Raw genomic sequence first — 22,723 nt, 5'->3', positions numbered from 1 at the left:
CGGGATCAGTTTTCCTCAACTCTCAGCCGGATAAAGACGGGGGAATCCGTGGGAATTTCGATCCGGTTGGTGATCAGGTTAAAATATCCATTGAGGGGATCGTTGCCTGTCTCGGTATATCCGGTCCCCGACCAGCTTCCCGGAGCCAGGCTGGAAGACACTTCCATCTGGTAACTCAGGCCGCTGCCACGCTTGGCGTAAGCGTATTCAAACCAAGTCGAACCGCTACCACTCATCAATTCAAAGGTGGACTGATGGCCATTGTCCAAGCGGTTGACCGGGCTCCCACCATTGGAAAATTCAATGATATTCGGTTCAGCGTCACCATCGTCATCACCATCCTGCGGTTGGTCCAACCGGAAGAGGCTCGACCACTCGGCATAGCTCAACGCGGGCGCTCCATCCGGTTCTACCGTAATCAGCAAATACGCCTCATCCGGCACCCCGGATCCATCGGTGACCTCGACGGTCCACCGATTAAGGCCAATGTCGGCAGCGGTCGGTGTACCCCAAAGTGTGCCATTGGAATCCACATTCAGCCAGGCAGGTCCGGAAGCCGGGACCTTGGAGAAGGTCATTGGGTCACCGTTTGCATCCAACGCTGAACCAACGAGTGTGCCCGCGTAGGGACTTCCTTCGACACCTGGACCTTTTTCAACGGGATCGGATGTGAACAAGGGTTGTTCATAGGTGCCTCCTCCACCGTCTGAGCCAAGAATAACTACATCATCAATCCAGAAGCGGTCGGTACTCGAGTTACCGTTCAGCTTAAAGCGGATCCCAGACACCGTGCCAAAGGAACTGAGATTGACCGTGGCAGGGGCCAGCTCGGGGCTGCTTCCCGAATCGTCGCCCTTCACGCCCTCGCTCCACACCGGATCCGGGAGCCAGATGCTGCCAACCTTGATGTAAACTTCTCCTGGTTGGCCGGTCGTGATCCGGTCAACATCCCACATGAAAGACAAAGTGGCGTTGCTCAGTGGGGTCCCAAGGTTGCGGGTGATCTCCCCGGTGTTGTTCAGTTGAACAATGGCGCCCGGCGTTGCCTCACCTGAGGGAATCCAGTTGCCACTCCAACCGGTCCCCCCGGTCCAGTCAGCTGAATTAAAGTTGTCTTCAGTCAGGTCTGCACCCAGATAGATGAAATTCGCAGTCACCCGGGCATCTTCCGTGGCATACAGGAAGGGGCGGGTCTCAGTCCCGTCTAGGTCACCGCTCCAACCCACAAACTCCCAGCCTGGTTCGGGCGTCACGGTCAATTCAAACCGCTGGCCCTCATCAAAGGTCCCGACCATCGGATCATAAACGATGGCATCGGTGCGCCCGCTGACGCTTCCCTTGCCGACAGTGCCAAGGGTGACCTCGGAAATCTTTACGAGCTCCACCATGTGGAAGATGTCGTCTTCCGAATCGACATTAAGGAGCATCAGGTCGGCTCCGTTGGGACCATTGTTTTGGAGCGCCCAATCATCGACAATTATCGTTTCGGTCTTCCAGGTATTGGAATTGGTCTTGGTGACAACAAAGGCTGTCTTCTGGCTATCGGAATCCGCATCGTATTGCAGCTCGAACTGGCCGGTTCCCGCGTCGAGATAGATCACTGAAAGCCGCACGCTCTGGCTGCGTGAAGGAAGCAGGTTGTCATGGATATCAAAATACATCGTGTTCTTACCCGTTGCGCTGTCGAAACTCCGGGCATAACGGTCATACGGATGAGAGGCTGTTGTTAACGGCCCATTGATCCGGAAAAGGCCCTTGCTGGTGTTATCCGGGTCCATCTGGGTGATGAAACGTTCATAGTTGCCGGGAACAATGAGCCAGCTGGAGTCGTTGAAACCCGTCTGTGCATCGCGCTGGTAAACCTGGCCCTTAGTCGCGGCGAACGAATCATTCATCAAAGCGCCCCGGCTCGCATAGGCAGCACAGATATCAATATATCTCTGCTCATTGTTAATATTGGCCGGCCCGTAAATTGACTCCGGGAATTTGACCGTGTCAGATGAATCCAGGCCTTCGTGAAGGATGCTGAATCCACCCCTCGCGGTAGGGGGATCCAACTCGGCTGCCCATGTGTTGAAGAACTCGAAGGCGAATGTGTAATCATCTATATAGGTGTTTCCTAGGCAGGATTGGGTCACGTCCCAGACACTCAACCCCGGATGCAGCTGTTCGACGGCAGTCCAATACATGTTCAGGCGGATGTTGAGCTGGAAAAATGTCTTTTGCCATGTCTGGTCCATTTCATTACGCGAGAACAGTCCGAAGTCCGAATCTACCGCTTTATCCTTGAAGTCGGTGGTCGCAGTATTGGATTTTGTTAGATGGTGTCCACGGACGATCCCGCCAAACTTTGCCCCGAAGCCGGCAGTCACATTCCCAGTCACCCAGGCCCATTCAACCGGGTCCTGTGATGGATCAATGTCCTGAAACAATAGCGGAATTTTTCTTGCGGGACCTTCCTGAAAGGCCTGCCGGTAAACTTCAAAAGCCCACAGGCGGAAGTCTTCCCATTCCTGATTCGTAATCCCGTAGAGTTCAGGGAAATCGATGTTGCCGGCATTTTCATAAGGTTCCTCATCGCCTGTCGCCCCTGTATCCACGCGGACAAAGGCGACCCGGTCGAGAAGGTGGGCCGGTACATTGTTGCGCATGTGATCCCCCATTGCTTGCACCATCTCGCTGAAGTAGAGCTTGTACTCAGGATCCAGATAAAAGCCGTAGTCGAAGACATCGCCGGTTACTCGAGGCACATCGCCCCCCTGATCTTCGTAGATCCATGAAGGTGGCCCGCCCTGCCCTCCGACCGGCGAGACCTTGGCGAATAGCTTCTGGTTCTGATCGTAGGCAAATTGCAGCAAGGCATCCAGTTCGGACCAATCAAAGACATGGCGGGCGGGATTAATATGCTCCCATGCAGTGGTCCATTCCTGACCACGCGTGAAAGGATACGTTTCCACGGATAACCCGCCGGTGCGGTCCCAAACGCCATAGGCTTCACGGTCCAGCCCCAGTTTGGCTTCAGAAATCAAACCACCTGCAAGGAGGAGGCATGAGGCAAGAATTATTCTTAAGGGTAAAGGGGGTGTCTTCATAATTGATGATTAGTAACTCAAGTGAAACCAGGCGCCAAACGCACCGGATTGTTCGGGGGCATACATCCAGCTTCCCAGGTTCTCAGAATAGACCCATGGATCGTTTGCGACATGCACCCAACCCAACCAGGCTCCTGTATCCACATAGTCATTTAGTATTTTAAATCCGAACCAGGTGGAGGTCTCGCCCACCCGGGTGAAATGGGCGGTTACCTGCGTATCTTCAGTCGGATAAAGAATAGGACGCGGATTCGTTCCGTCCAAATCACCACTCCACCCGGAAAATTCCCATCCGGGGGCAGGTGTCACAGTTAATTCGAGCCGTTGACCCTCGGCAAAGGTGCCAATCACAGGATCGTAAATGGTGGCATCGGTGCGCCCGGTGACGGTCCCCTGCCCCTCTGTAACAACAACAACTTCGGCTAGCTTGACCAACTCCACCATATGGAAGATGTCGTCTTCCGAATCGATATTCAGCAGCATCAGGTCGGCACCATTCGGACCATTGTTTGCCATGACCCAATCGTCGACCACCACGGTTTCCGTCTTCCAGGTATTGGAATTGGTTTTGGTGACAACAAACGCACTTTTTTGGCTGTTGTCCGTGGCATCGTATTCCAGTTCAAACTGCCCGGTTCCCTTATCGAGATAGATCACGGAAAGCTGCACCCGTTGGCTGCGCGATGGCAGCAAGTTGTCATGAACATCAAAGTACATCGTATTCTTACCCGTCGTGCTGTCGAAACTCCGGGCAAAGCGATCGTAGGGATGGGAAGACGGGGTCAGGGGACCATTAACTCGAAAGAGTCCCTTGCTGGTGTTGTCTGGATCAATCTGCCTGATGAAGCGTTCATAGTTACCCGCCCAGAGACTTCTTGCGCAGTCATTGAAGCCCGTCATGTTGGCGCGCTGATAGACTTGACCGCGCGGAGCCGAATCGACGTCATCCATCTGTGCACCCTGGTCGGCATAGGCTTCACAAATGGCCAAATAACGGTCAAGGTTTTCAGGAGACTTCTCCCCATATATCGATTCGGGGAATTTTTCCTTATCATCGAAATCCAATCCTTCGTGGAGAATCGAAAATCCTCCACGCGCCGTTGGCGGATCCAATTCTGCCGCCCAGGTATTGAAAAATTCAAAGGCGAAAGCGTATCCGTCGATATAGGTATTCTGAAGGCAGGATTTTGTGACGTCCCAGACACTCATGCCGGGTTGCAGCTGCTCAACCGCTGTCCAGTACATGTTCAGCCGGATATTAAGCTGGAAGAAGGTCTTGGACCAGGTCTGGTCCATTTCATTCCGCGAAAAGAGCCCGAAGTCTGAATCAACCGCCTTGTCCTTAAAGTCGATGGTCACGGTATTGGAATTTGTCATGTGATGGCCCCGAACCAGCCCACCAAATTTGGCTCCAAAGCCGGCCGTCACGTTCTGGCTTACCCAGTTCCATTCATCCGTATCCTTGGTCGGATCAATGGCTTGGAAGAGAAGGGGAATCTTGGCCCCGGGACCCTCCTGAAAGGCCTGACGGTAAAGCTCGAAGACCCAAAGTCGGTAATCCTGCCAATCCGCATCTGAAATCTTGTACGCCGAAGGGATTCGGTTTTGGTACTCGTAGGGTTCCTCGTCTCCGGTTGCGCCCGTATCAACCCTCACGAAAGCGACCAATTCCAAAAGGTGGTCTGGAACATTGTTGCGGACATGGTCGCCCATGGCTTGCACCATCTCGCTAAAATAGAGCTTAAATTCCGGATCAAGATAATAGCCATAGGTGTATTTCCGGTCGGACAACTTTGGCACACCTGCACCGTAAATCCACGCCGGGGGCTCACCTAGTCCACTGACGGGTTGCACCTTGATAAACACTTTCTGGTTTTGCTGGTGTGCAAACTCCAGTAGCTCATCAAGTTCCGACCAGTCATAAACCCCGCGGGCCGGGTGCACGTGCTCCCACCCCGTCGACCATTCCTGACCGCGAGTGAAGGGATATTGCTCAACAGGCTGGAAACCCGACCGGTCCCAGACGCCGTAAGCTTCGCGGTCCAGACCGAGTTTTGCATCCAAAGCCAGCCCCCCTCCAAGAAGAAGGGAGGCGGCAAGAAGGATTCGAGGAGGGAAAGGGGGGGGAATCATATTTAACGGGCGATAAAGAACCAGGCGCCGTTATCTGAGGGTTGCGCCGGCGCGTACATCCAGCCGTCGAGGTTCCACGAAAATACCCATGGGTCATTAACCACGTCGACCGGGCCGATCCAACCGCCTGTATCCACCGCTCCGTCGACGATATCATATCCGAACCAGGTCGAAACCTGCCCGGGGATAACCGAAATTTCCAGAGTCGTACCATCAAGCACCTTGGAGAATGAGTGCGGCGATTCCGCTTCGGCTACACCGTCGATGGTGAAAGATCCACTGGCAATCAGCGTATCCAGATCGTTAACGGTTACGGCTGAGTTAAGAGAGAATGTAGACCCGCCGTTGGAACTGAAGTTGATGATACCACCAACCGGATTATCCAGTGTCCCGACCGTGAGATTTCCACCATCCAAGTTGACGATGCCTGCCTCGTTATAAACAAGTGCTCCCAGGTTAATTCCTCCGGAATTCACGTTAATGACAGCCCCTATGCGGAAGACTTCATTAACCAGGCCGCTTGCCCGCCAGATCCGCAATTCGCCCTCGAAGGAATCCGAAATTGCCGCGCTGTTGTAATTCAGGACAAAGTCATACCCGACTTTGCTGAGATCAACGACAAGATAGCGGGAATTGTCCTCAAAGTTTATAGTCATACTGATGCCCTGTTTGTTTCCCTCAAATGAGGCACTGGAAGTTCCCAGGACATTGATGATCGCGCCCGCGCCACTCAGGTTGGAGCCCGTGACGGCTATGGTGTCAAAAACCCCGCCGGCATCGGCCGAGTCGCCCACCACAAACGGTTCCTCGGGAGCGGGACTGGTGCCCACAAAATTAACTCCGTCCCAATTGGCGGGATCTCTCCAGTCTCCTGTTCCGCCTCCGTTCGTAAAGGCAATGTCAGCCAGCGCAGTCCCCGTGAGGAATGCGCCTAAAGTAAGGGTCAGCAGCAGGTTTGTTTTTGTAGGGTATAATTTCATTATTCGATCTTATTTTGGTAGTTTTTGGTGCGTGTAAAACCTCACAATATCGGCGCTGATCGGTCAGGGTCACAGCAGGGGTATTAATGAGGCAGGTTGTGTCATAACAGCTCTATTAAAACACATTGTCTCGGAATCCGATTGCTCCTGTTGGTCAATTAATTGCTTTTCCCCGCCAATGTGAGGAAATAGCGCTCTGCAGAAGAAAAAGGCCGGTCCCGGATGAACTCCAGAACCGGCCGTGCAAAATCAGCTAAAGACTTTATAGATCAGGGAACCGGTACGACAACGGCGCGGAAAAAGCGCGGAGTCGTGGTGATCTGAAAATCTCCAGGATCTACCGGGTTCCAGTTCTGCAGGTCCGTGCTCATTTCAAGCGACGCCGTAACAAATTGCAGGGCATTGGCCGTCATGGTCAGGTCTCCAATTGGTACAATTGTCTCTTCCAAAGTTATCGGGTCTACCACAGTAATCGTCCCGGTCTGAGTCCAACTGAGGTTATAAGCGCTAAGCGAAGTCACGGGAACGCCTTGGATGGCAAATAACCCGTTCGCAATATACTCATCGAGGTAATCGACCCCGGTAGCTTCCGTAATCGTGAGTACCGAAGGAGCCCCCACTGGATCGGCGAAGTTGATCTGCGCGTTCACCGGCAGGTCAGGGGTATCACCATCGTTCAGCGTTGCAAATGTGAAGTCACCGCCATTCAGGTTGATTTGACCCTTGTCGCTGACTTCACCAAACCTGAGTGGGCCTACGGTCAATGAGCCGCTGTTGAGATTGAAAGATGTGAACTTTTCGGCCGCGGCTTGGTCGAGCAAGCGAAGACTCCCGCTGCTGACAGAGTCGGCACTGCTATCATAATTTAGGACGAACTGGTTACGAAACTCGAGTTCTACCCCGACGAGGAACTCAGCCGTATCGGAAATATTGACAGTCAATTTCTCCATCGCCATGTCCTCGGGATCACCTCCATAGCCGACGCCACTAGCCGTCAAAGTCGAACTCCCATAAACGCTGACAATGGGATAAGGAGTTCCGCCACCAACAACATCAGTCATCGTGGTATCAAATCGGCCACCCACATCACCAGTGGTCCCGATATCTAAGGTCTCACCGGCCGCGCCAGTAAAACCATTGCCGTCGAGGACAATGTCGGGATCGTTCCCGATATAGGTGTACTGCGCGGAGGTGCTGGAAGCCAGGAGGCACATTCCAAGACCAAAACTTGCAATGATGGAGGTTTTATGGAGTATTGTATTTTTCATATGGGTTAGCTTTAGGATGTTCATGTGAAGAGCCACTATAGGGGATAAACGCGTATACCGGGTTGTTTTTTCAGGCCAATTGCTTGTCCGGAATCGCCAATCTGCCTTTGAATCCTTCCTGTCTGTATAAAACAAGAGGCCCTTCCACCCTAAGGAAGGACCTCTTTAATTTTCCGCACCCTTAGTATATAACGTTAACAACCCCTATGAGAGCGGCGGTGGAAAGTGAGAAAGCCAAATGCCGCAAGGCCCAGCAACAGGGCATAGGTCGACGGCTCCGGGACCGGCGTCGGCGTGAGCGTCAGTGTTGTGCCATCCAGGACCCGACTCCAAGAAGCTATGCTTGTTTGGGAGACTCCATCAATCTGGAACATGCCAAACCCAATATTGACGTCCAGATCAGTCAGTGCGCTTGCACCGGTGAATGTAAGCACAGAGCCAGCTGCTGAATTGAAATCGATAAAACCAGGAGCGGAGGCGGTCAGGGTGTTAATTGCAGCAAATGACAAGTCACCCCCATTCAAGTTGAACTCGCCTGCCTTGGCCAAACTAATTTCACCAAAGATTAAGGAACCACTGTTCAAATTGATGGTGGTGGATTGCGTAGTACTGGACTGGAAAGTCAATTTGCCAGCAGAGCTGGATGCCGCGCTACTATCATAATTTAAAACGAGATCAGCCCGCACTTTGTGATCCGAATCCAATAAATACTGCGCCGAATCTTTTATATTAATTGTAACTGTTTGAGTCCGGTCAGCGTTATTGTTACCGATAGCCGTAAGTGTGGAGGAGCCGTCCACATTGATGATGGTGTCAGTCGAATCAACGCCGTTGAATCCCTGCATCGTCGCAGCGAAGCCGGTGGGGATTACCACTGTAGTACCTGACGGCATTGTGCCAGCGTTGGCTGTAATGGCATCCGCTAAAGTAGTAGTTCCGTCGCTGGCGCTGAGAATATCGCCAGACGCAGCCAATGTGTAGATTGCGCCAGATGACTGGGTGGCAAGCAGGCAAAAACCCAGCAAGTAGCCTGCAAGGCCGAGGGTAGAGGTGAGTCGTTTAATTTTCATGTGGATTAGTATGTGTGTGAAGCGGGTTTTAGGGGAAATTCCCTGGACTGAGAAAAGAGGGATAGGATCCTCCCAGATTCGACGGCAGTTTACTGGAATCTGTGGAAAGGCGGTTGATTTTAAACGCCAATTGCTTGCACAAATCCGCCAACAGTCGTTTTTCCTGCTATTTATCGCGCTTAGCGGAAGCTTTGGTCCAATTCGTCCCAGCGATTCTTCAGTGACTGGAACAGCTCAGGACGCTCCGCGCGCAGGTCATTCGCCTCGATGCGGTCGTCTTCCAAGTTGAAAAGGTATTGCTGATCGACGACTTTCCATCGGCCCTGGGTGAGGGCCGAAAACTTGTTAAAGGAATAGAACAGCTCCTCGTGCAGGGGACGGGGTTGGCCGGCAAAGGCGGCTGCCAGGCTCAGTCCGGGCGGCTGGCCGAGCAGATGTCCCCTATATTGATCCGGGCAATCAAGCCCGAGGAGGTGGCGGAAGGTGGCGTGAAAATCCACGATATGACCACGACCCCGGTCAAGGCGACCCGGGTTGGCGATTCCATTTGGCCAGTGGGCGATCAAAGGTGTTGAAATGCCCCCTTCGTGCTGGTTCTGCTTGTATTTGCTCCAGGGAGTGTTGCAGGCATTGGCCCAAGGCTCGGAATATGTATAAAAGGAGCGTGCGTCCCATGGCATGTAGTTGTTTTCCAATGTTTCCAGCTCGGTGCGCTCAAACGGGCAGGCCCCGTTGTCGCTCAGAAAAAGAATCAACGTGTCTTCAAAAAGACCTTCAGCCTGAAGCGTTTCCACAAGCTGCCCCACCCCGCAGTCCAGGCCGTCGATCATCGCCGCATACGTCGCCATCACGAGATCCTGACGGTCGCGCTCCGCATCGGTCAGGGAATCCCATGAAGCGACATCGGTCGGGGAAAGCTGCTGACCTTGCGGTACGATACCGAGGGCCTTCATCTTCTCAAGCCGCGATTCCCTCAGGGCACCCCAGCCATCCTGGTAGCGGCCGCGGTATTTCATCACATCGGCCTCGGGGGCATGAAGCGGATAATGTGGCGCATTGTAGGCCAAATACAGGAAAAACGGTTTCTCCGGATCCCGTTCCCGGATGAAGCGTTCCGCAAATTCCGTGTAGGCCTGCGTCGTGGTGAGTCCCTCCGGCAAGCGATGTGGCTTTCCATCGAGCTTCTGCACCTGCTCACCCTTCCACTCACCGGTGAGGGAGTTGCACCACCCTTCCATGAACCCGTACATCCGGTCAAAGCCGCGCTCCAGCGGCGTGTCGAAAATATGCCACTTTCCAAGCATGAAGCTTTGGTAGCCTCCTTGCCCAAGGATCTCGGGAATCGTGATGACCGATCCAAAACCTGCTCCCTTGACTTGGGAGTGGAAGCGCCCGGACATCAGGGAGGTGCGGCTGGGTCCGCATTTGGCATCATTGGTAAAATTGGTGAAGCGAATCCCATTGTCGGCAAGCCGGTCCAGGTTGGGCGTCTCAATTTCACTGCCGTAACAACCGAGGTCCGAGTACCCCATATCGTCGACCAGGATGAGGACTATGTTGGGCTGGCCGGTCGCCCCAAAGCTTGAAACCAGACCGAGAAATGCCGAAATGAGAAAAAACTTCATGGCAGTCGCTTTCATGTGTTTCTGAGCTTTGTAAAAAAGAAAGGCGAGGAGGAAAGAATCCCCCTCACCTTTTGAAATGCAAGAAAGAGGGTCAATCCTTCTTCTTTTTCTTGGCCTTGTCGCCGGAGTCCATCGACTTCCTTGCGGCGATAAATTCATCGGCGGAAATCATATTGTCGCCGTTAGCGTCTTTGCGGCCCATGCGCTTCATCGATTGTTTTTCGTTGTATTTTTTGCCAGCGTCTTCGGCCTTCTTTTTTTCTGCCGTCATCCATTCCTGAACATCGACTTGGCCATTGTTGTCGGCATCCATTTCCGTAAACATCTTCGGTGTTTTGGCGGCAAGGGCTGTGCTGGCGGAAAGAACTAAAAGGGAGGCAAGGATAAGTAGTTTTTTCATATGGATTTGAATTAGCGTTATTTTATTTTGATCGGGTACGAAATATAATCCGACGCCGACAGTATGGCATATTTCAGGAAAGATGGGTTGTCCGGGGAAGCCAATTAGTTGCTCGAAGCCGCCAAAAAGAATCCCGCAATCGTCGGACTGCCCCCTAACGAATCCGAATCACGCGGGTCATGTTTGTTTCCAGTGGCACAGTCAGCTTCCAGCCCTTGGGGCTTGGGGTGACCGTCATTGCCACGCCGCTGACAATCTCCTCGAAGATCGGATTACTCTTGAGACCGAGGGCAGCGGCATCGATTTCGATCTCGACGGACGCGGGCGGCGTTGGCCCCCAGACGGTGAGATAGATTTCATCACCACGACCAAAGCGCTGAAGCTGGACCGCACTGGAGTTTACCCAGGCATGGGTCACCGGCTCCCAGCCGGCGAGGCGGATCGCGAGGTTAGCGGGTTCATATTGATCCCACAACGCTTTATGATCCGGCAGGTTGTACCAGGAGTAATTCGGGAGGTAGCCGGGACGATCCTCCGAGAAGAAGTACTGCACCTGCACGGGGCAGGCAAAGCCATAGGCCGTGGTTTGCGCCAAAGCGCGTTTCACAAGAGCCAACGTCGGGGCCTCCCTTCTTGCTACGATATTTCCGGAAGAGACCCGATAGGATTTGCGTCCCACTGACATGCGCTCGAAATCAAAACCACCGAGTTCCTGCGCCTTGAAACTGCCCTCTTGCCACCCGCCAGCCACCACCGCGGCGAGAAAGAACATACCATTTCGGCTTTGACCAGCTGGCGGATTATCCTGGATTTTTCCAGCACCATAGTCCTTCATGCCGGCCGCCTCGTGAAACAGGCCGCCTTGGCTGGCCCGTAACCGGAATTCATCAAACATCTCGTAGTTGGTAAGCTGGGTGTAGATGCAGACTTGACCATTCTGATCGAAGGTAAGGGGGTGATCAATATAGGCAAAATGCTCCCGCCGGTAGTTGAGAAAGAGGCTCCATCCTCCGAGGCGATCCCAGTGGATGCTGGCAAAATCGGGGAAGAGCGTCTGGATCTCTTCGGCCTTGCGCAGATACATATCGGCGTAAACCGGATAATCCGGATGGGCGGCATCCTTGAAAAGGTCTGGATCACAATTATGAGGAAAATCGATTCCGTCTGTGTCATATACGCCAAAATCCCCAAACGTTCCATCCGATTTGTACGCGACGGAATTGATAAGCGCGGCTCGTCCCTCAACCAGCAGCGGAGAGTTTGGGGCACCATTTTTCTCATAATGCTGAATCGTCGGGGCAATCGCAATCGCACCAAGATATCCCTGTTGCGCGATCACCTGAGCCGCGTTCGACAGCCCCTGAATACGCGCAGAGGTTTTGGTGTAGCCCATATACTCTTTCGAGTCAGGATCAACCAGATCGTCGACTTTAATCGAATCGGGCACATAATTCACCCCCAGCCAGTCGTGGTGATGGTCCATCGCCGACATGGCCGCCGAATCGATGGTGTAGTATTCTGGATACCAGTCGTAGTATTTTGCCAGGGCATCGCGAAACCCCCACGTGCCATCGATCGAATAGATACGGAACCGGAAGGACGCCTTCGAAGGAAACTTGGTCGTGTCCCCCGATAGCCCATATGCCATCTGGATGCGAAGGCCATCGGCATCCGAAGCCAGCTGGAATACGCACGGATCGGACGGGGGAATACACAGCGCGATTCCGCCGTTGGTTGTCCATACGGCAGGAATCGGAACCAAACTGTTGTCCCAGCTACTTTCATAGCCTGTATCCTGACTCGTGATAACCGGGCTGGTGCTGAGCGTTTGGCCCCATTTCCAGCCTACTGTATTGACCGGTACATTAAAACCCAGCCAGAGGCCACGGTCCTCACCGGTTAAATCTTCCAGTTCGCCCCTTACTTCGATAAACCCGTCGCCCTGCGTGAACACGGCCCTCACCGTTGCCTGCAAGGCTGGGGTCGCTGTGAAATAGACCTGATCATTTATCACGACCGTTTTTCCGACCAGTGGAACACGATTGCCTTTGTCAGCGGGTTCACACAAGTAAAACCCTCCGGTTCCGCCGATGGGCAGTGCGTTCTCAGACAAGCTGACTGCCTGAACACCACCGTCTTCTTCCATAGACAGTGAAAGGCCCGCGCCATCCGATAACAGAATCGCTCCAGGACTTGCTTCAGCGACCATCCGAAAGAAACGGCTTGGGGAGTCTGTATTGATTGGCTCAGAATCATGAACGGTAATCTTGTCAAGACCGGCAGCCACGGATGTCACAGAGATGATTTCGGTCAGGGACTCCAATGTCTCTGGATTCTTGTCCACCCATGCAATCATATCGGGCGAACGTTCGACCCGATAGCTCAACGCCTCAGCGGTCTCGACCAGCGTAACCGTGAAATGAAGAAAACGCTCACCCAGGCCATTGGGTTCGGTCAACTCCGCAGTCATACCCCTGAAATAGTGTGTCGAATCATCCGACAGCGTATTCATCCCCCAGCTAGCGGCAGCGATCAATACACAACCTGTTATTCCTGAAATTACTTTTTTCATTTTATTGGTAAATTTATGAAAGGGTATCGCTTAATGGCTCGCTGTTGCGCTGTTTGAGGAACTGACATCAATGTACCATTCCTCCCATGCGCTGGCCATGGCCTGCGCCGTTTCTGGGTATTGCGAGGCGAGGTCATTCATTTCCGTTCGATCGAGAGACAAGTCGTAAAGTTGCCAGATAGCGTCCTTTATTTCGCTGCTAGTGGATTTGCGTAGCGCCTTCCACTTTTCTATGCGGATAGCAGAATACTTTTCGTAGTCCCAGAAAAGGGTTCGTTCGGTCTCTTTGCCCGTCAGAATGTGCGGCCACAAGCTTTCGCCATCAAGCGGGTTTAGCGTCCGCCCACTGAATTCGGATGGGTAGTACAGTGCGGCAAGGTCGAGAATTGTCGGGAACAAATCCCAGAATTGACCCACCTGCCTGGAAACGATTCCGGGCGTTCCAATTCCGTCCGGCCAATGAAAAATCATGGGTGTGCTGACACCGCCTTCGTAGAGGGTCGACTTGTGCCCGCGCATGGGGGTGTTACAGACAGATGCCCCGACGTCGTTGAGACGCGATTCCGTTCCACGGTCACCCATGATCCGATCGGGCGGAATAACGGTCGTGCCGCTCTCGGCGCTGGCACCGTTATCGCTCATGAAAAAGATAACCGTGTTGTCGAAAAGATCCTTTTCTTTCAGATAGTCGAAGAGCCGGCCGAGCTCCTGATCCATCCGGTAGACCATCGCCGAGTGAATGGCGAGGGCGAGGCGGTAGTACGCCTTCTCTTCCTCGCTCAGCGACTCCCACAACGGTGTATTTGCATTCAAGGAACCCAGGCTACTTGTGTCGGGATCCATAAGACCGCGTTCGAGCAAACGTTGGTAACGGCGTTGACGAGCGACCTCGGTCCCTTCCGCATAAGTTTCGAGAAAGCGCTCCACATCGGCGCGAGGTGCCTGCAAAGGCCAATGCGGCGCATGGGAGGCATAGTACATGAAAAACGGTTTATCCTTTCCTACCACATCCTCTTCCATGAACTGAATGGCATAATCGGTATCCTTGACTGTCAGGTACCAATCTTCAACAGGCTCGGTCATGTCGGCTTCGGTGTATGTCCTGTCATCGAGGCGCATTTTGCCCGCGGTTTTTTCATCGGTCGGCCACCAGAACACCGGACTCAAGGCCGAACCAAAGTACCGTTCAAAACCGAGCTCGAGGGGTTTTGGTTTAATATGCCATTTATCGATCATGAGGTTGGTGTATTTTCCCTTCAGCGCCTCCGCGATGGTCATGCCGCCTTGCGTGACATCGCCTGCTCCGTGCAGGGCACCGGTTCGAATATTACTCTGCCCGGTCATCAGGGAAGCGCGGCTCGGCGCACACTTGGCATTGTTGTAGAAGTTTGGAAAGAGAATCCCGTTTTCCGCGAGCGTATCGAGATGCGGCGTTTCAATATCGCCCCCCATGCAGCCCAGATCCGAATACCCCATGTCATCAGCCAGGATGATCAGGACATTGGGCACCTCTGGGCTCTTTGCCGCAATCATCCTGAGAAAACGGCTTGGGTCGCCTGAATCGATCGGCTGACGATCCTGAACGGTAATTTCCTCAAGACGGGTACCAACGGGTGTCGCAGAGATGATTTCAGTAAGGGGCTCTGATGTCTCCGAATCCTTTTCCGCCCATTCAATCATATTGGGAGAGGCTTCGATTCGATAGCTCAACACCTCGCTCGTCTTTACCCGTGTAGCGATTAAACGCAGAAAGCTCTCACCCAGGCCATTGGGCTCGGTCACCTCTGTATGGACGTCATGAAAATACAGTCCAGCATCATCCGGTGGTGTGGTCGTTTCCCAGCTCGCTGCCGCAATCAATGACCCAGCCAAAATTCCAAAAAATGCTTTGCTCATTTTCTTCACCATACGGGTTACTCGACTCCCAAGATGGCTCTGCGGCATACGTCAATAAAGGCAGCCGCGCTCCATAACTGACTGCCTGATCCAAACGGTTCCTTCGTTTGCATATTCACCACTTCATGGAAGGTTCCCTTCACGCAAGTGCGGGCCAAGAGGGCGGCATTTTCAGCTGTCCGGTCTTCGCCAAAGGCCTGTTCCCGGGCCGCGAGGAAAATTGCATCTGCAAACGGCCATGAAGCATTGTTATGGTAAACTTCATCATTGTCCGCGTGGTCGAAGAAGGGATAAAAGAGGGGTACTCCGGCATCCGTAATCGGATAACCCTCCAGTGCTTTGCGGGCGTTACTCCCTTCGACAATCCCGAACCGTACAACGAGAGCCTCCCCCAACCCATGGCGCTCGTTCATCAATTGCCCATCCCAGGTTTTTAAATAGCCAAAGGTGCCGTCAGGATGACGCAACTCCTGGAGCATTGCCCTTTTCAGTTGCAGAGCCTGTTCTTTCCATCGCTTGGCATCCTCGGCCTTCCCGAGCCGTTGCGCGGTTCTGGCCATGGCCTGCATGCCTTCATAGTAGAGCGCATTGGTGGAGGTTGCCTTGCTCATGATGCATTCGCGCAACTTCCAATCCATCGGATAGCCGGTCTCCTTGTGTGTATCGCTCATGTGCGCATCGACAAAGGTTGCCTGTCCGCGATAAAGCCCGTCGGACGAATCATGGAAATAGTGGTAGATGTATTCAAAAAACCACTCCCCCTCCTCGTAAAGCCATTCCCATTCGGGATTATCCAATTTCGTCAACAAATCTTCGGCCGCCCAAAGCCATATCACATCATCGGTCCGGCGCGTGATTTCGTTTGTGTGATAGGTTAGAAAGAATTCCCGGCGGGCAATATTGAGTGTTTCCCACGGGGCCGGAATGTCTTCGATGGTATGATCACGCGAAGTTTTGAAGCCGAGTCGCTTACGCAGAACCCTTGTATGCTTGAGCGAACTGAGCATGACCTCGGGATAAAGATCGTTGCAGCCCAGGATACCGGCGAAGGAAATGTCCCGCGTGTAGACCTTGAAACCGAACGACGCGCCGGCACCAAAGTAGGTCACCCCTTCATGCGTCACGATATTCTTTTCAATATCGGCCAAGGCCGCACGCCAAAGGCGCTCGGTCATCGGTGTCACGCCCGACAGACGAACCGGACAGGCGGGCTGTACATCGGGCAAGTCAGTCAGTTTGATTGTGCGCAGCGCGTCGGTGACCGAATCAGATCGAAGTGCCAACGGGTCGGATTGAAACAGGAAGGGCTGCGATTCGACATCCTGACTGGAAAGGTAACTGGCTAACAACAGTAAAACCCAAGCACCTATCCCTACCAATTTTTTGTTTCGTCTCTTCACAAGCTTCTCTCGTTACAGAAAAATATTCATCTAAAATTCGCCCGATGCCCATCTCTGTTATTCCTCTGGACCTTCCCGACTTTTTCATCGGGGACATCATAGTAATCGCGGAGCCGGAACAATTCGGCCTTCAATTCCGCAACTTTACCGGTCATATCAGGGTTGTCGTAAAGATTGTTCAATTCCGCAGAATCTGTTTCCAGATCGAACAACTCCCATTGATCAGTGCCCCCGGTCTTTTCCCCGTAGAAGCGGATTAATTTGAAGTCGCCCTTGCTCACCCCTTCGTGGGGGGTCGTTCCGTGCTGAGTCATGTAGTAGTGATAGTAGAGGCTCTTCCGCCAATCAGTGGGCGTCTGGCCTTTAAACAGCGGGACGAGGCTTTCGCCTTGCATCTCCCCAGGAGCATCTACGCCAGCAATATCGAGAAAAGTCGGCGCAAAGTCGATATTCTGGACAAGATCGCTGTTTGAACTACCGGGAGTTGTAACGCCACTCCACTTGACGAGAAAGGGTGTGCGAAAGGATTCCTCGTACATCCAACGCTTATCGAACCAACCATGCTCACCGAGATAGAATCCCTGATCGGAGGAAAACATGACAATGGTATTGTCGTAGATACCGTCGGCTTTGAGTTGGGCAAGCAGGCGTCCAACACTTGCATCGACCCCGGCAACGCAGGCAAAGTAATCCTGCAAATACGCCTGATATTTGGCATGGACCAGCGCCTCACCGGTTAAGCTTTCATCCAACAGAAACTTCCGGTGCTGCCAGCGGTCGGCCTTAAGGTCCTTCTCCACTTTCATATGCTTGCCAATACCCATGGCATGGGTGGCCGCCAGCTTTCGAGTTTCATAGTCGTCAAACAAGGTTTTGGGTTCGGGAAAGATCTTGTCCTTGAATGCCCCGACAAATCTTGAAGCGGGTATCCATTTCCGGTGGGGTGCCTTGTAGTGCACCATGAGGATGAAGGGCTTGTCCGGATCACGCCGGGTACAGTACCAATTCAGGGCATGGTCGGTTATCACGTCGGACGAATGGCCTGTTGTTTGGATTGTTCCGTTAGCCGTGTTCAGACTTGGATTTTCATATTTGCCATGTCCCGGCAAAGTTTCCCAATGGTCAAAGCCCTGGACATCGCCACGCAGGTGTGTCTTTCCGAAAATAGCGGACTGATATCCTGCCTGGCCGATCATCTTCTGAAACTGCATCTGATCATGGTCAAAGTCCTCCAGGTTGCCACGCAGTCCGTTCTTATGACTGTGCTTGCCGGTCAGTAATGTAGCGCGGCTAGGGGCGCAGACTGAGTTAGCGACATAGCATTTGTCGAACCGTATGCCTTCCCAGGCCAGGCGGTCTATATTCGGCGTGGGATTCATGTCCGCAAAACGGCTTTCGTAAGCGCCAATGGCGTTCACTGCCATATCGTCACAAAACAGCCAGAGTATATTGGGTTTATCTGCCTGAGCAGATGATGCCATGCCCAGAACGGCTACGATTAATTTAATTATCCTGATCATTTCCTAGTTACTATTCCACTTTCCCAGTGCAGGTGAATTACAGCTCCTCATACTTCAGGAAGACCACACCGTTGGCTTCGATTTCAAAGGTGGTGGGCTTTCCCTTTTTCCTGAACTCAATGGTTCTATTATTCCAAATGTCGTGGAGCGTATAGTCCTTGGAACTGAAACAACTCGCGAACTTACCAGAAAGAGGGACCGACCGCTTTTCTTCTGACCGATTAAAAAGGGCGATCCATCCGCCTTGTGGGTAATCGTAGGAGATAAATCCATATTCCGCTTCATTCCTGAGCGGTGTGATCCACGCCTCGATGGCACCCTCCATATGTAGCAGCTTTCCCGATACGCCATTGCAGACGCAGGCGAGCATCTCCGCACTGGTCAACAACTCCATCGAGTGGGAATCCATGCTAACCATCGAACCGCCGATAATAATCGGCGAAGCAGCAATGGCACGCTGCGTGATAAAGGTCTCTTTCTGCGGTTCCGTGAAAAAGCACCAGTGATGCAGGTAGCCTGCAAACTGGGCATCGCTCTTGCCCGGCTTCTTCTTCTTGACCGATTTACGGTTCAGGATGCACAGCTCACCAAAGGGGATCATGTCGAGATCCGGCCATGTGCCGGGTTGCTCCAACCCTTGCCACTTGCGCATCGAGGCAAACGAATGATCGATACTGTCCTTCCGGTCCCAAATATCGGGCGTTGTGCGCACCATATTGGCCTGCCGGTAGGAGCTGAGGTATTTGACATTGGAAGTGCCCCCAGCGGAGAGACTCAGAACCATCGGCCTGCCACACTGGGCGATCGCCCTCGCATAGGCTTCGATATCTGCGGGTTTATGAGTGACGTGGTCGACCTTGATAAAATCAACGCCCCACGAGGCCATTTCGTTGACCACGCTGTTGTAGAACTCCTGCGCTCCCGGCTTGGTCGTATCAATGCCGTGCATATATTCGCACCAACCGCAGTCCCCTTCGGTCGTGTAGATATCCCGGGCAGTATATGGGGTTCCCTTGATCGGCAAATCCCGCTCGACCGCCACTCGCGGAATGCCGCGCATGAGGTGGAGACCGAACTTCAAGTTGTTCGCGTGCAGTTTGTCGGCCAGCGCCTTGAATCCATTTGGGAAAAAGAGCTTGGACGGTTGCACAATGCCGTACTCATTCACGGCCACATCTTTTGGGTCGGCATGCGTCGTGACGGCCAGCAGCAGCCCGTCTTGTTCAACAGACTCGGGCGACGAGAACCAGCCGTTATCGATGACAAAGTATTCGTATCCGTGCGGCGCGAATTTTTCGATAAAGGCATCCGCCTCCATCATCGCTCGTTCTTCGTAGATATTGCAGCCATAGCTATCAAAGCTGTTCCACCCAAGCGGGGGCGTCAGCGCGAGCTCTGCTTGGGCAAGGGAGGCTGAAAATACCGCGGCCATCAGCCATCGAATGAATTTTCGATTGATCATCAAAATAGGCTCCTGATTTTTTTGAGGTTCATACTTTCTTCTCTCCCAGCTGCCCTGCGGCAATCAATTCACCTGTTGTGGCGGCCGGCCGATTTCCACAATGTGAAAGATGTCGTCCTCGTCATCGGTGTTGATTAGCGATAGGTCCGCGCCGTTCGGTCCGCGATTGCCGAATTGAGCGTCCTTCAGAAGGAGAACTATCTCCTTCCACTCTCTGGAATCGGTATTGGTTATCGTGGCGGCCCGCTTGTCGGAATTGTCTGTGGCATCATAATTGAGCGCCCACTGGCCATGTCCCTTGTCGTAATAGACAATCCTGACCTTGATGGGATAAGCGCCCGCCAAGGGCTGACCAGAGAAAAAAGTGTCCTTGATATCGAAACCCATACGGTCCTTCCCGGACGCGTGCTCAAAGCCACGGGCAAAGCGGCCATAGATGGGACTGTCGGGTGTGATTGCACCCCCCACGCGCCACCAGCCGACGCTGGTCTTGTCGGCATCGATCTGGTGCAGGAAACGCTCATAGTTCCCGCGGAAGATTCCCCACCCGGCATCATTCAAGCCTTCCTGCCCGCGTCGCTGTTTCATCATCCCGGCAAGCACACCGCTGACGTCATCCATCTTCGCCCCATAGGCGGAACGGGATACGCAAATAGCAAGGTACCGATCCGCATTTTTAATGGAGGCGTTTCCAAATTCAGCTTCCGGGAACTTCTCCGTGTCGCTCGAATCCAGACCCTCACGCAATGCGCAAAACGCGCCGGTGGCCTCAGTGGAATGTGTCTGGCCGGCGTATTCGTTAAAGAACAGGGCATCCACCCAGAAATTGTTTTCCTGGTGCCAATCGAGCGCCGACTGGGCCATGTTCCACATCGACAGCCCGCTGTGCAGGGCCGAAAGGCTCGTCCAGTAAAAGGCCTGCTTGATATTCTTCTTATAAATCCCCTCTTTCCAACCCTGGTCCATCTCACAGCGGGTGAACAATTCCCAAGTATCGGGCGCGGGATCAATGGTATGCGGTAAAATGGCAGCCGTCCGGTTTACCTCATCGTTGATCTGGTAACCTTGTCCGGTCCCACCCATTTTGGTTCCCCATCCGCCCTTGACGTTGTCCGAAATCCAATCGATCAGGGATGGGTCAAACTTCTCACCGACCACACTGGTGAACATCAGGGGAATCACCGGGCCTGCTCCCTCCTGAAAGGCGTGTTGAAACTTTTTGAAGGCTGCCAGTCGGAAATCCGTCCAGGCTTTATTTGAAATTTCAAATTTGTCATCCAGCAGGTCGCCTTTGTGAGGTGACTCGTCACCGGTCGCCCCGGTCTTCACCTGAACGGACGAGATCCGTTTGACCTGCCCAGCGGGAAGGCTGCGTACATGGCGGCCAAATTCCTCGATAAGCCGGTAATAATGCTGAATATGGACCGGCTTTGTATATTCCGGGTAAGGACCGGAATGCCGGTGGCCTTCTGTCATGACCTTCTCGACATCTTTTTCGTAGAGCCAATTCGGAGCATCCGGGCCGACGTTTATACTCAGCAGAACATACAATCCAAGCTTTTCGGCTTCTTCCAGTTTTTCATCCACTTCACTCCAGTTAAACTCCCCCTCATTTGGTTCGATGTCGGACCAAGCCGGACTCGCCTCGATGCCCTTGAACGGGAACTTGATTTGCTCGTACCGGTTTCCACGGGCCCAGATCCCGTAATCATCGCGGTCTTGAGCCTGTAAGCCGGTAAAGAAAGCTGCGAGAAGGATAGCAATGAGGAGTGTGTTTTTCATGATAAAAATATTTGTGATTATTCAATATGGCAGATTAGTGCTCACTACTGGTAGCAAGAGAATGGGATGGAAGCGGAAGATAGTCACCTTCACGAATCATCCAGCGGTCCAGTTGCTCGCGCAGGTATTTTTCGACATCCTTGACGGCTTCCTTCCCCACCAGATTGTGCAGCTCAAACGGGTCGCTCTCCAGGTCGTAAAGTTCGAACATGGGGCGGGGATTCTGGAAGTAGATCTTCTCGTGCAAATTGGAAAGACAACCCTTTTCATGGGCCGCCTTGAGAGCCTCCCAAGCCACATTTCCTCCAGCCATGTCGACGGGAATATAGCCACGATCAGGCAAGGCATTGTAGATGTAATTGTATCGATCAGTCACGACAGAACGAGAAAGATCAAACCCGTCGGTGCGGGTGATTGGCCCATGATGCCAACCCCGCTCGCCGAACAGCTGTGTCCGTCCGGTGAAAAGTTGACCGAGCAATTCCCCAAGGAAACTGACGCCAGTCATCCCCTCCCCTTTATCCAGACCGGCCGCGGCCAGCATAGTCGGTGCGAGGTCGACCCCGCTGATCAAAGCATCACTCACGGTTGCCGCCGCCACTTTACCGGGCCAGCGAACAATAAGCGGGACATTCAGTCCGCGTGAGAACAGCGTGCCTTTGCCACGCAGCAATGCCTCGCCATTATCGCCCATGAAGATGACGATCGTATTTTTCTCCAGCCCACGTTCCTTGAGAAGCTCCATCGCCATTCCGAATCCGCGATCGAGATCGCGCACCTCCGCGAGATAACGTGCATAGTCGAGTCGGACTTCCGGTAAATCGGGCCAGTCTGGCGGCAGGACAAGTTTTTCCGGATCAATGCCCACGTGGTCTTTTCCCCACTTCCGGTGAGGCTGGTTAAAACCAAAGTAAAGAAAGAATGGGGTTCCCCCAGGCACTTTATCCAATGCTGCCGAGATTTTTTCGGGAACTTTTTCCAAGGCGGCACGCTTCGTGGAGTTGCCCCCGTGTACATGATCGAAGCGCTCTTCGAAAGGGGCTCCACGCATCCCCGCGCCAACCAGCGCTTCCTCGACATGCGGTAGCTCCTTGTTTTTACCGTCGAGGTGATGGTTTCGGCCATCCAGCCCGACCCAATAGCCCGCGGCCCGCAACTGATCCGTCACGAACGGTGTATCCGGCCGGGCTGGTTGTGCAAAACGGGTGGCGGCAACCCCGACTGGGGAACGTCCGGCAAATATCGAGATGCGCGATGGGGCACACTGGGGAGAACTCGTGTAGGCGCGATTGAAGCGCATACCTTGTTTGGCAAAGGCATCCAGGTTAGGGGATATTTCAAAGCGCTGGCAGTTTGGGTCGCCATAAGCTCCCAGGTGCGGCAGACTGTGGTCGTCGGAGAGAATCAGAAGGATATTCGGCCGCTGATCCTCTGCCGCCAATGGTAGTGCGCCTAACAGTACAAAGGCGAGGATTCCCAACGTCCGCCTGTTTAGTGTGTATCGCTGTGTGCTACTTATCATT

The 22,723-nt window shown here is 53.3% G+C and carries 14 protein-coding genes; all 14 read right to left on the bottom strand.

The features are described 5' to 3' along the window. Positions 1–5: 5 nt before the first annotated feature. A complete protein-coding gene (locus tag G0Q06_RS00950; RefSeq protein ID WP_163961547.1) occupies positions 6–3,092 on the bottom strand; it encodes an InlB B-repeat-containing protein in 3,087 nt (1,028 codons plus the stop codon). 9 nt (positions 3,093–3,101) lie between these two features. Further along, positions 3,102–5,225: an InlB B-repeat-containing protein gene (locus G0Q06_RS00945; protein WP_163961545.1), complete on the bottom strand. Its 2,124-nt coding sequence runs from the start codon at positions 5,223–5,225 to the stop codon at positions 3,102–3,104. A gap of 2 nt (positions 5,226–5,227) precedes the next feature. Beyond that, the gene (locus tag G0Q06_RS00940; protein WP_163961543.1) at positions 5,228–6,205 is read right to left on the bottom strand and encodes a hypothetical protein; all 978 of its coding nucleotides are present in this window, start codon (positions 6,203–6,205) and stop codon (positions 5,228–5,230) included. A gap of 269 nt (positions 6,206–6,474) precedes the next feature. Further along, complete coding sequence (locus G0Q06_RS00935; protein ID WP_163961541.1) at positions 6,475–7,473, bottom strand: hypothetical protein; 999 nt, start codon at positions 7,471–7,473, stop codon at positions 6,475–6,477. A 194-nt stretch (positions 7,474–7,667) separates the two neighbouring features. Next, entirely contained in the window at positions 7,668–8,543 is an 876-nt protein-coding gene (locus G0Q06_RS00930) for a PEP-CTERM sorting domain-containing protein (protein ID WP_163961539.1), read from the bottom strand. Between the two features lie 179 nt (positions 8,544–8,722). Next, on the bottom strand, positions 8,723–10,183 hold the full coding sequence (locus G0Q06_RS00925) for an arylsulfatase (RefSeq protein WP_163961537.1): 1,461 nt from the start codon (positions 10,181–10,183) through the stop codon (positions 8,723–8,725). Positions 10,184–10,259: 76 nt separating this feature from the next. Further along, on the bottom strand, positions 10,260–10,568 hold the full coding sequence (locus G0Q06_RS00920) for an EF-hand domain-containing protein (protein WP_163961535.1): 309 nt from the start codon (positions 10,566–10,568) through the stop codon (positions 10,260–10,262). A 154-nt stretch (positions 10,569–10,722) separates the two neighbouring features. Next, positions 10,723–13,140 carry a hypothetical protein gene (locus G0Q06_RS00915; protein ID WP_163961533.1) on the bottom strand — a complete coding sequence of 806 codons (2,418 nt, stop codon included), beginning with the start codon at positions 13,138–13,140 and terminating at the stop codon, positions 10,723–10,725. Between the two features lie 30 nt (positions 13,141–13,170). Then, positions 13,171–15,036, bottom strand: coding sequence for a sulfatase-like hydrolase/transferase (locus tag G0Q06_RS00910; protein ID WP_163961531.1), 1,866 nt, complete (start codon positions 15,034–15,036; stop codon positions 13,171–13,173). A 17-nt stretch (positions 15,037–15,053) separates the two neighbouring features. After that, positions 15,054–16,319 carry an MGH1-like glycoside hydrolase domain-containing protein gene (locus G0Q06_RS00905; protein WP_163961529.1) on the bottom strand — a complete coding sequence of 422 codons (1,266 nt, stop codon included), beginning with the start codon at positions 16,317–16,319 and terminating at the stop codon, positions 15,054–15,056. Between the two features lie 143 nt (positions 16,320–16,462). Beyond that, a complete protein-coding gene (locus tag G0Q06_RS00900) occupies positions 16,463–17,917 on the bottom strand; it encodes a sulfatase family protein (protein ID WP_238710180.1) in 1,455 nt (484 codons plus the stop codon). A 76-nt stretch (positions 17,918–17,993) separates the two neighbouring features. Then, complete coding sequence (locus tag G0Q06_RS00895) at positions 17,994–19,418, bottom strand: glycoside hydrolase family 27 protein (protein WP_163961525.1); 1,425 nt, start codon at positions 19,416–19,418, stop codon at positions 17,994–17,996. A gap of 63 nt (positions 19,419–19,481) precedes the next feature. Then, entirely contained in the window at positions 19,482–21,200 is a 1,719-nt protein-coding gene (locus tag G0Q06_RS00890; RefSeq protein WP_163961523.1) for a beta-galactosidase, read from the bottom strand. Between the two features lie 34 nt (positions 21,201–21,234). After that, positions 21,235–22,722: a sulfatase family protein gene (locus G0Q06_RS00885; RefSeq protein ID WP_163961520.1), complete on the bottom strand. Its 1,488-nt coding sequence runs from the start codon at positions 22,720–22,722 to the stop codon at positions 21,235–21,237. Between the last annotated feature and the right edge of the window lies 1 nt (position 22,723).

It is taken from the genome of Oceanipulchritudo coccoides (assembly GCF_010500615.1).
Classification (GTDB): Bacteria; Verrucomicrobiota; Verrucomicrobiia; order Opitutales; family Oceanipulchritudinaceae; genus Oceanipulchritudo; species Oceanipulchritudo coccoides.
Note: the sequence above shows the minus strand (reverse complement) of the source record. Positions and strands in the feature narration are given on the sequence as shown.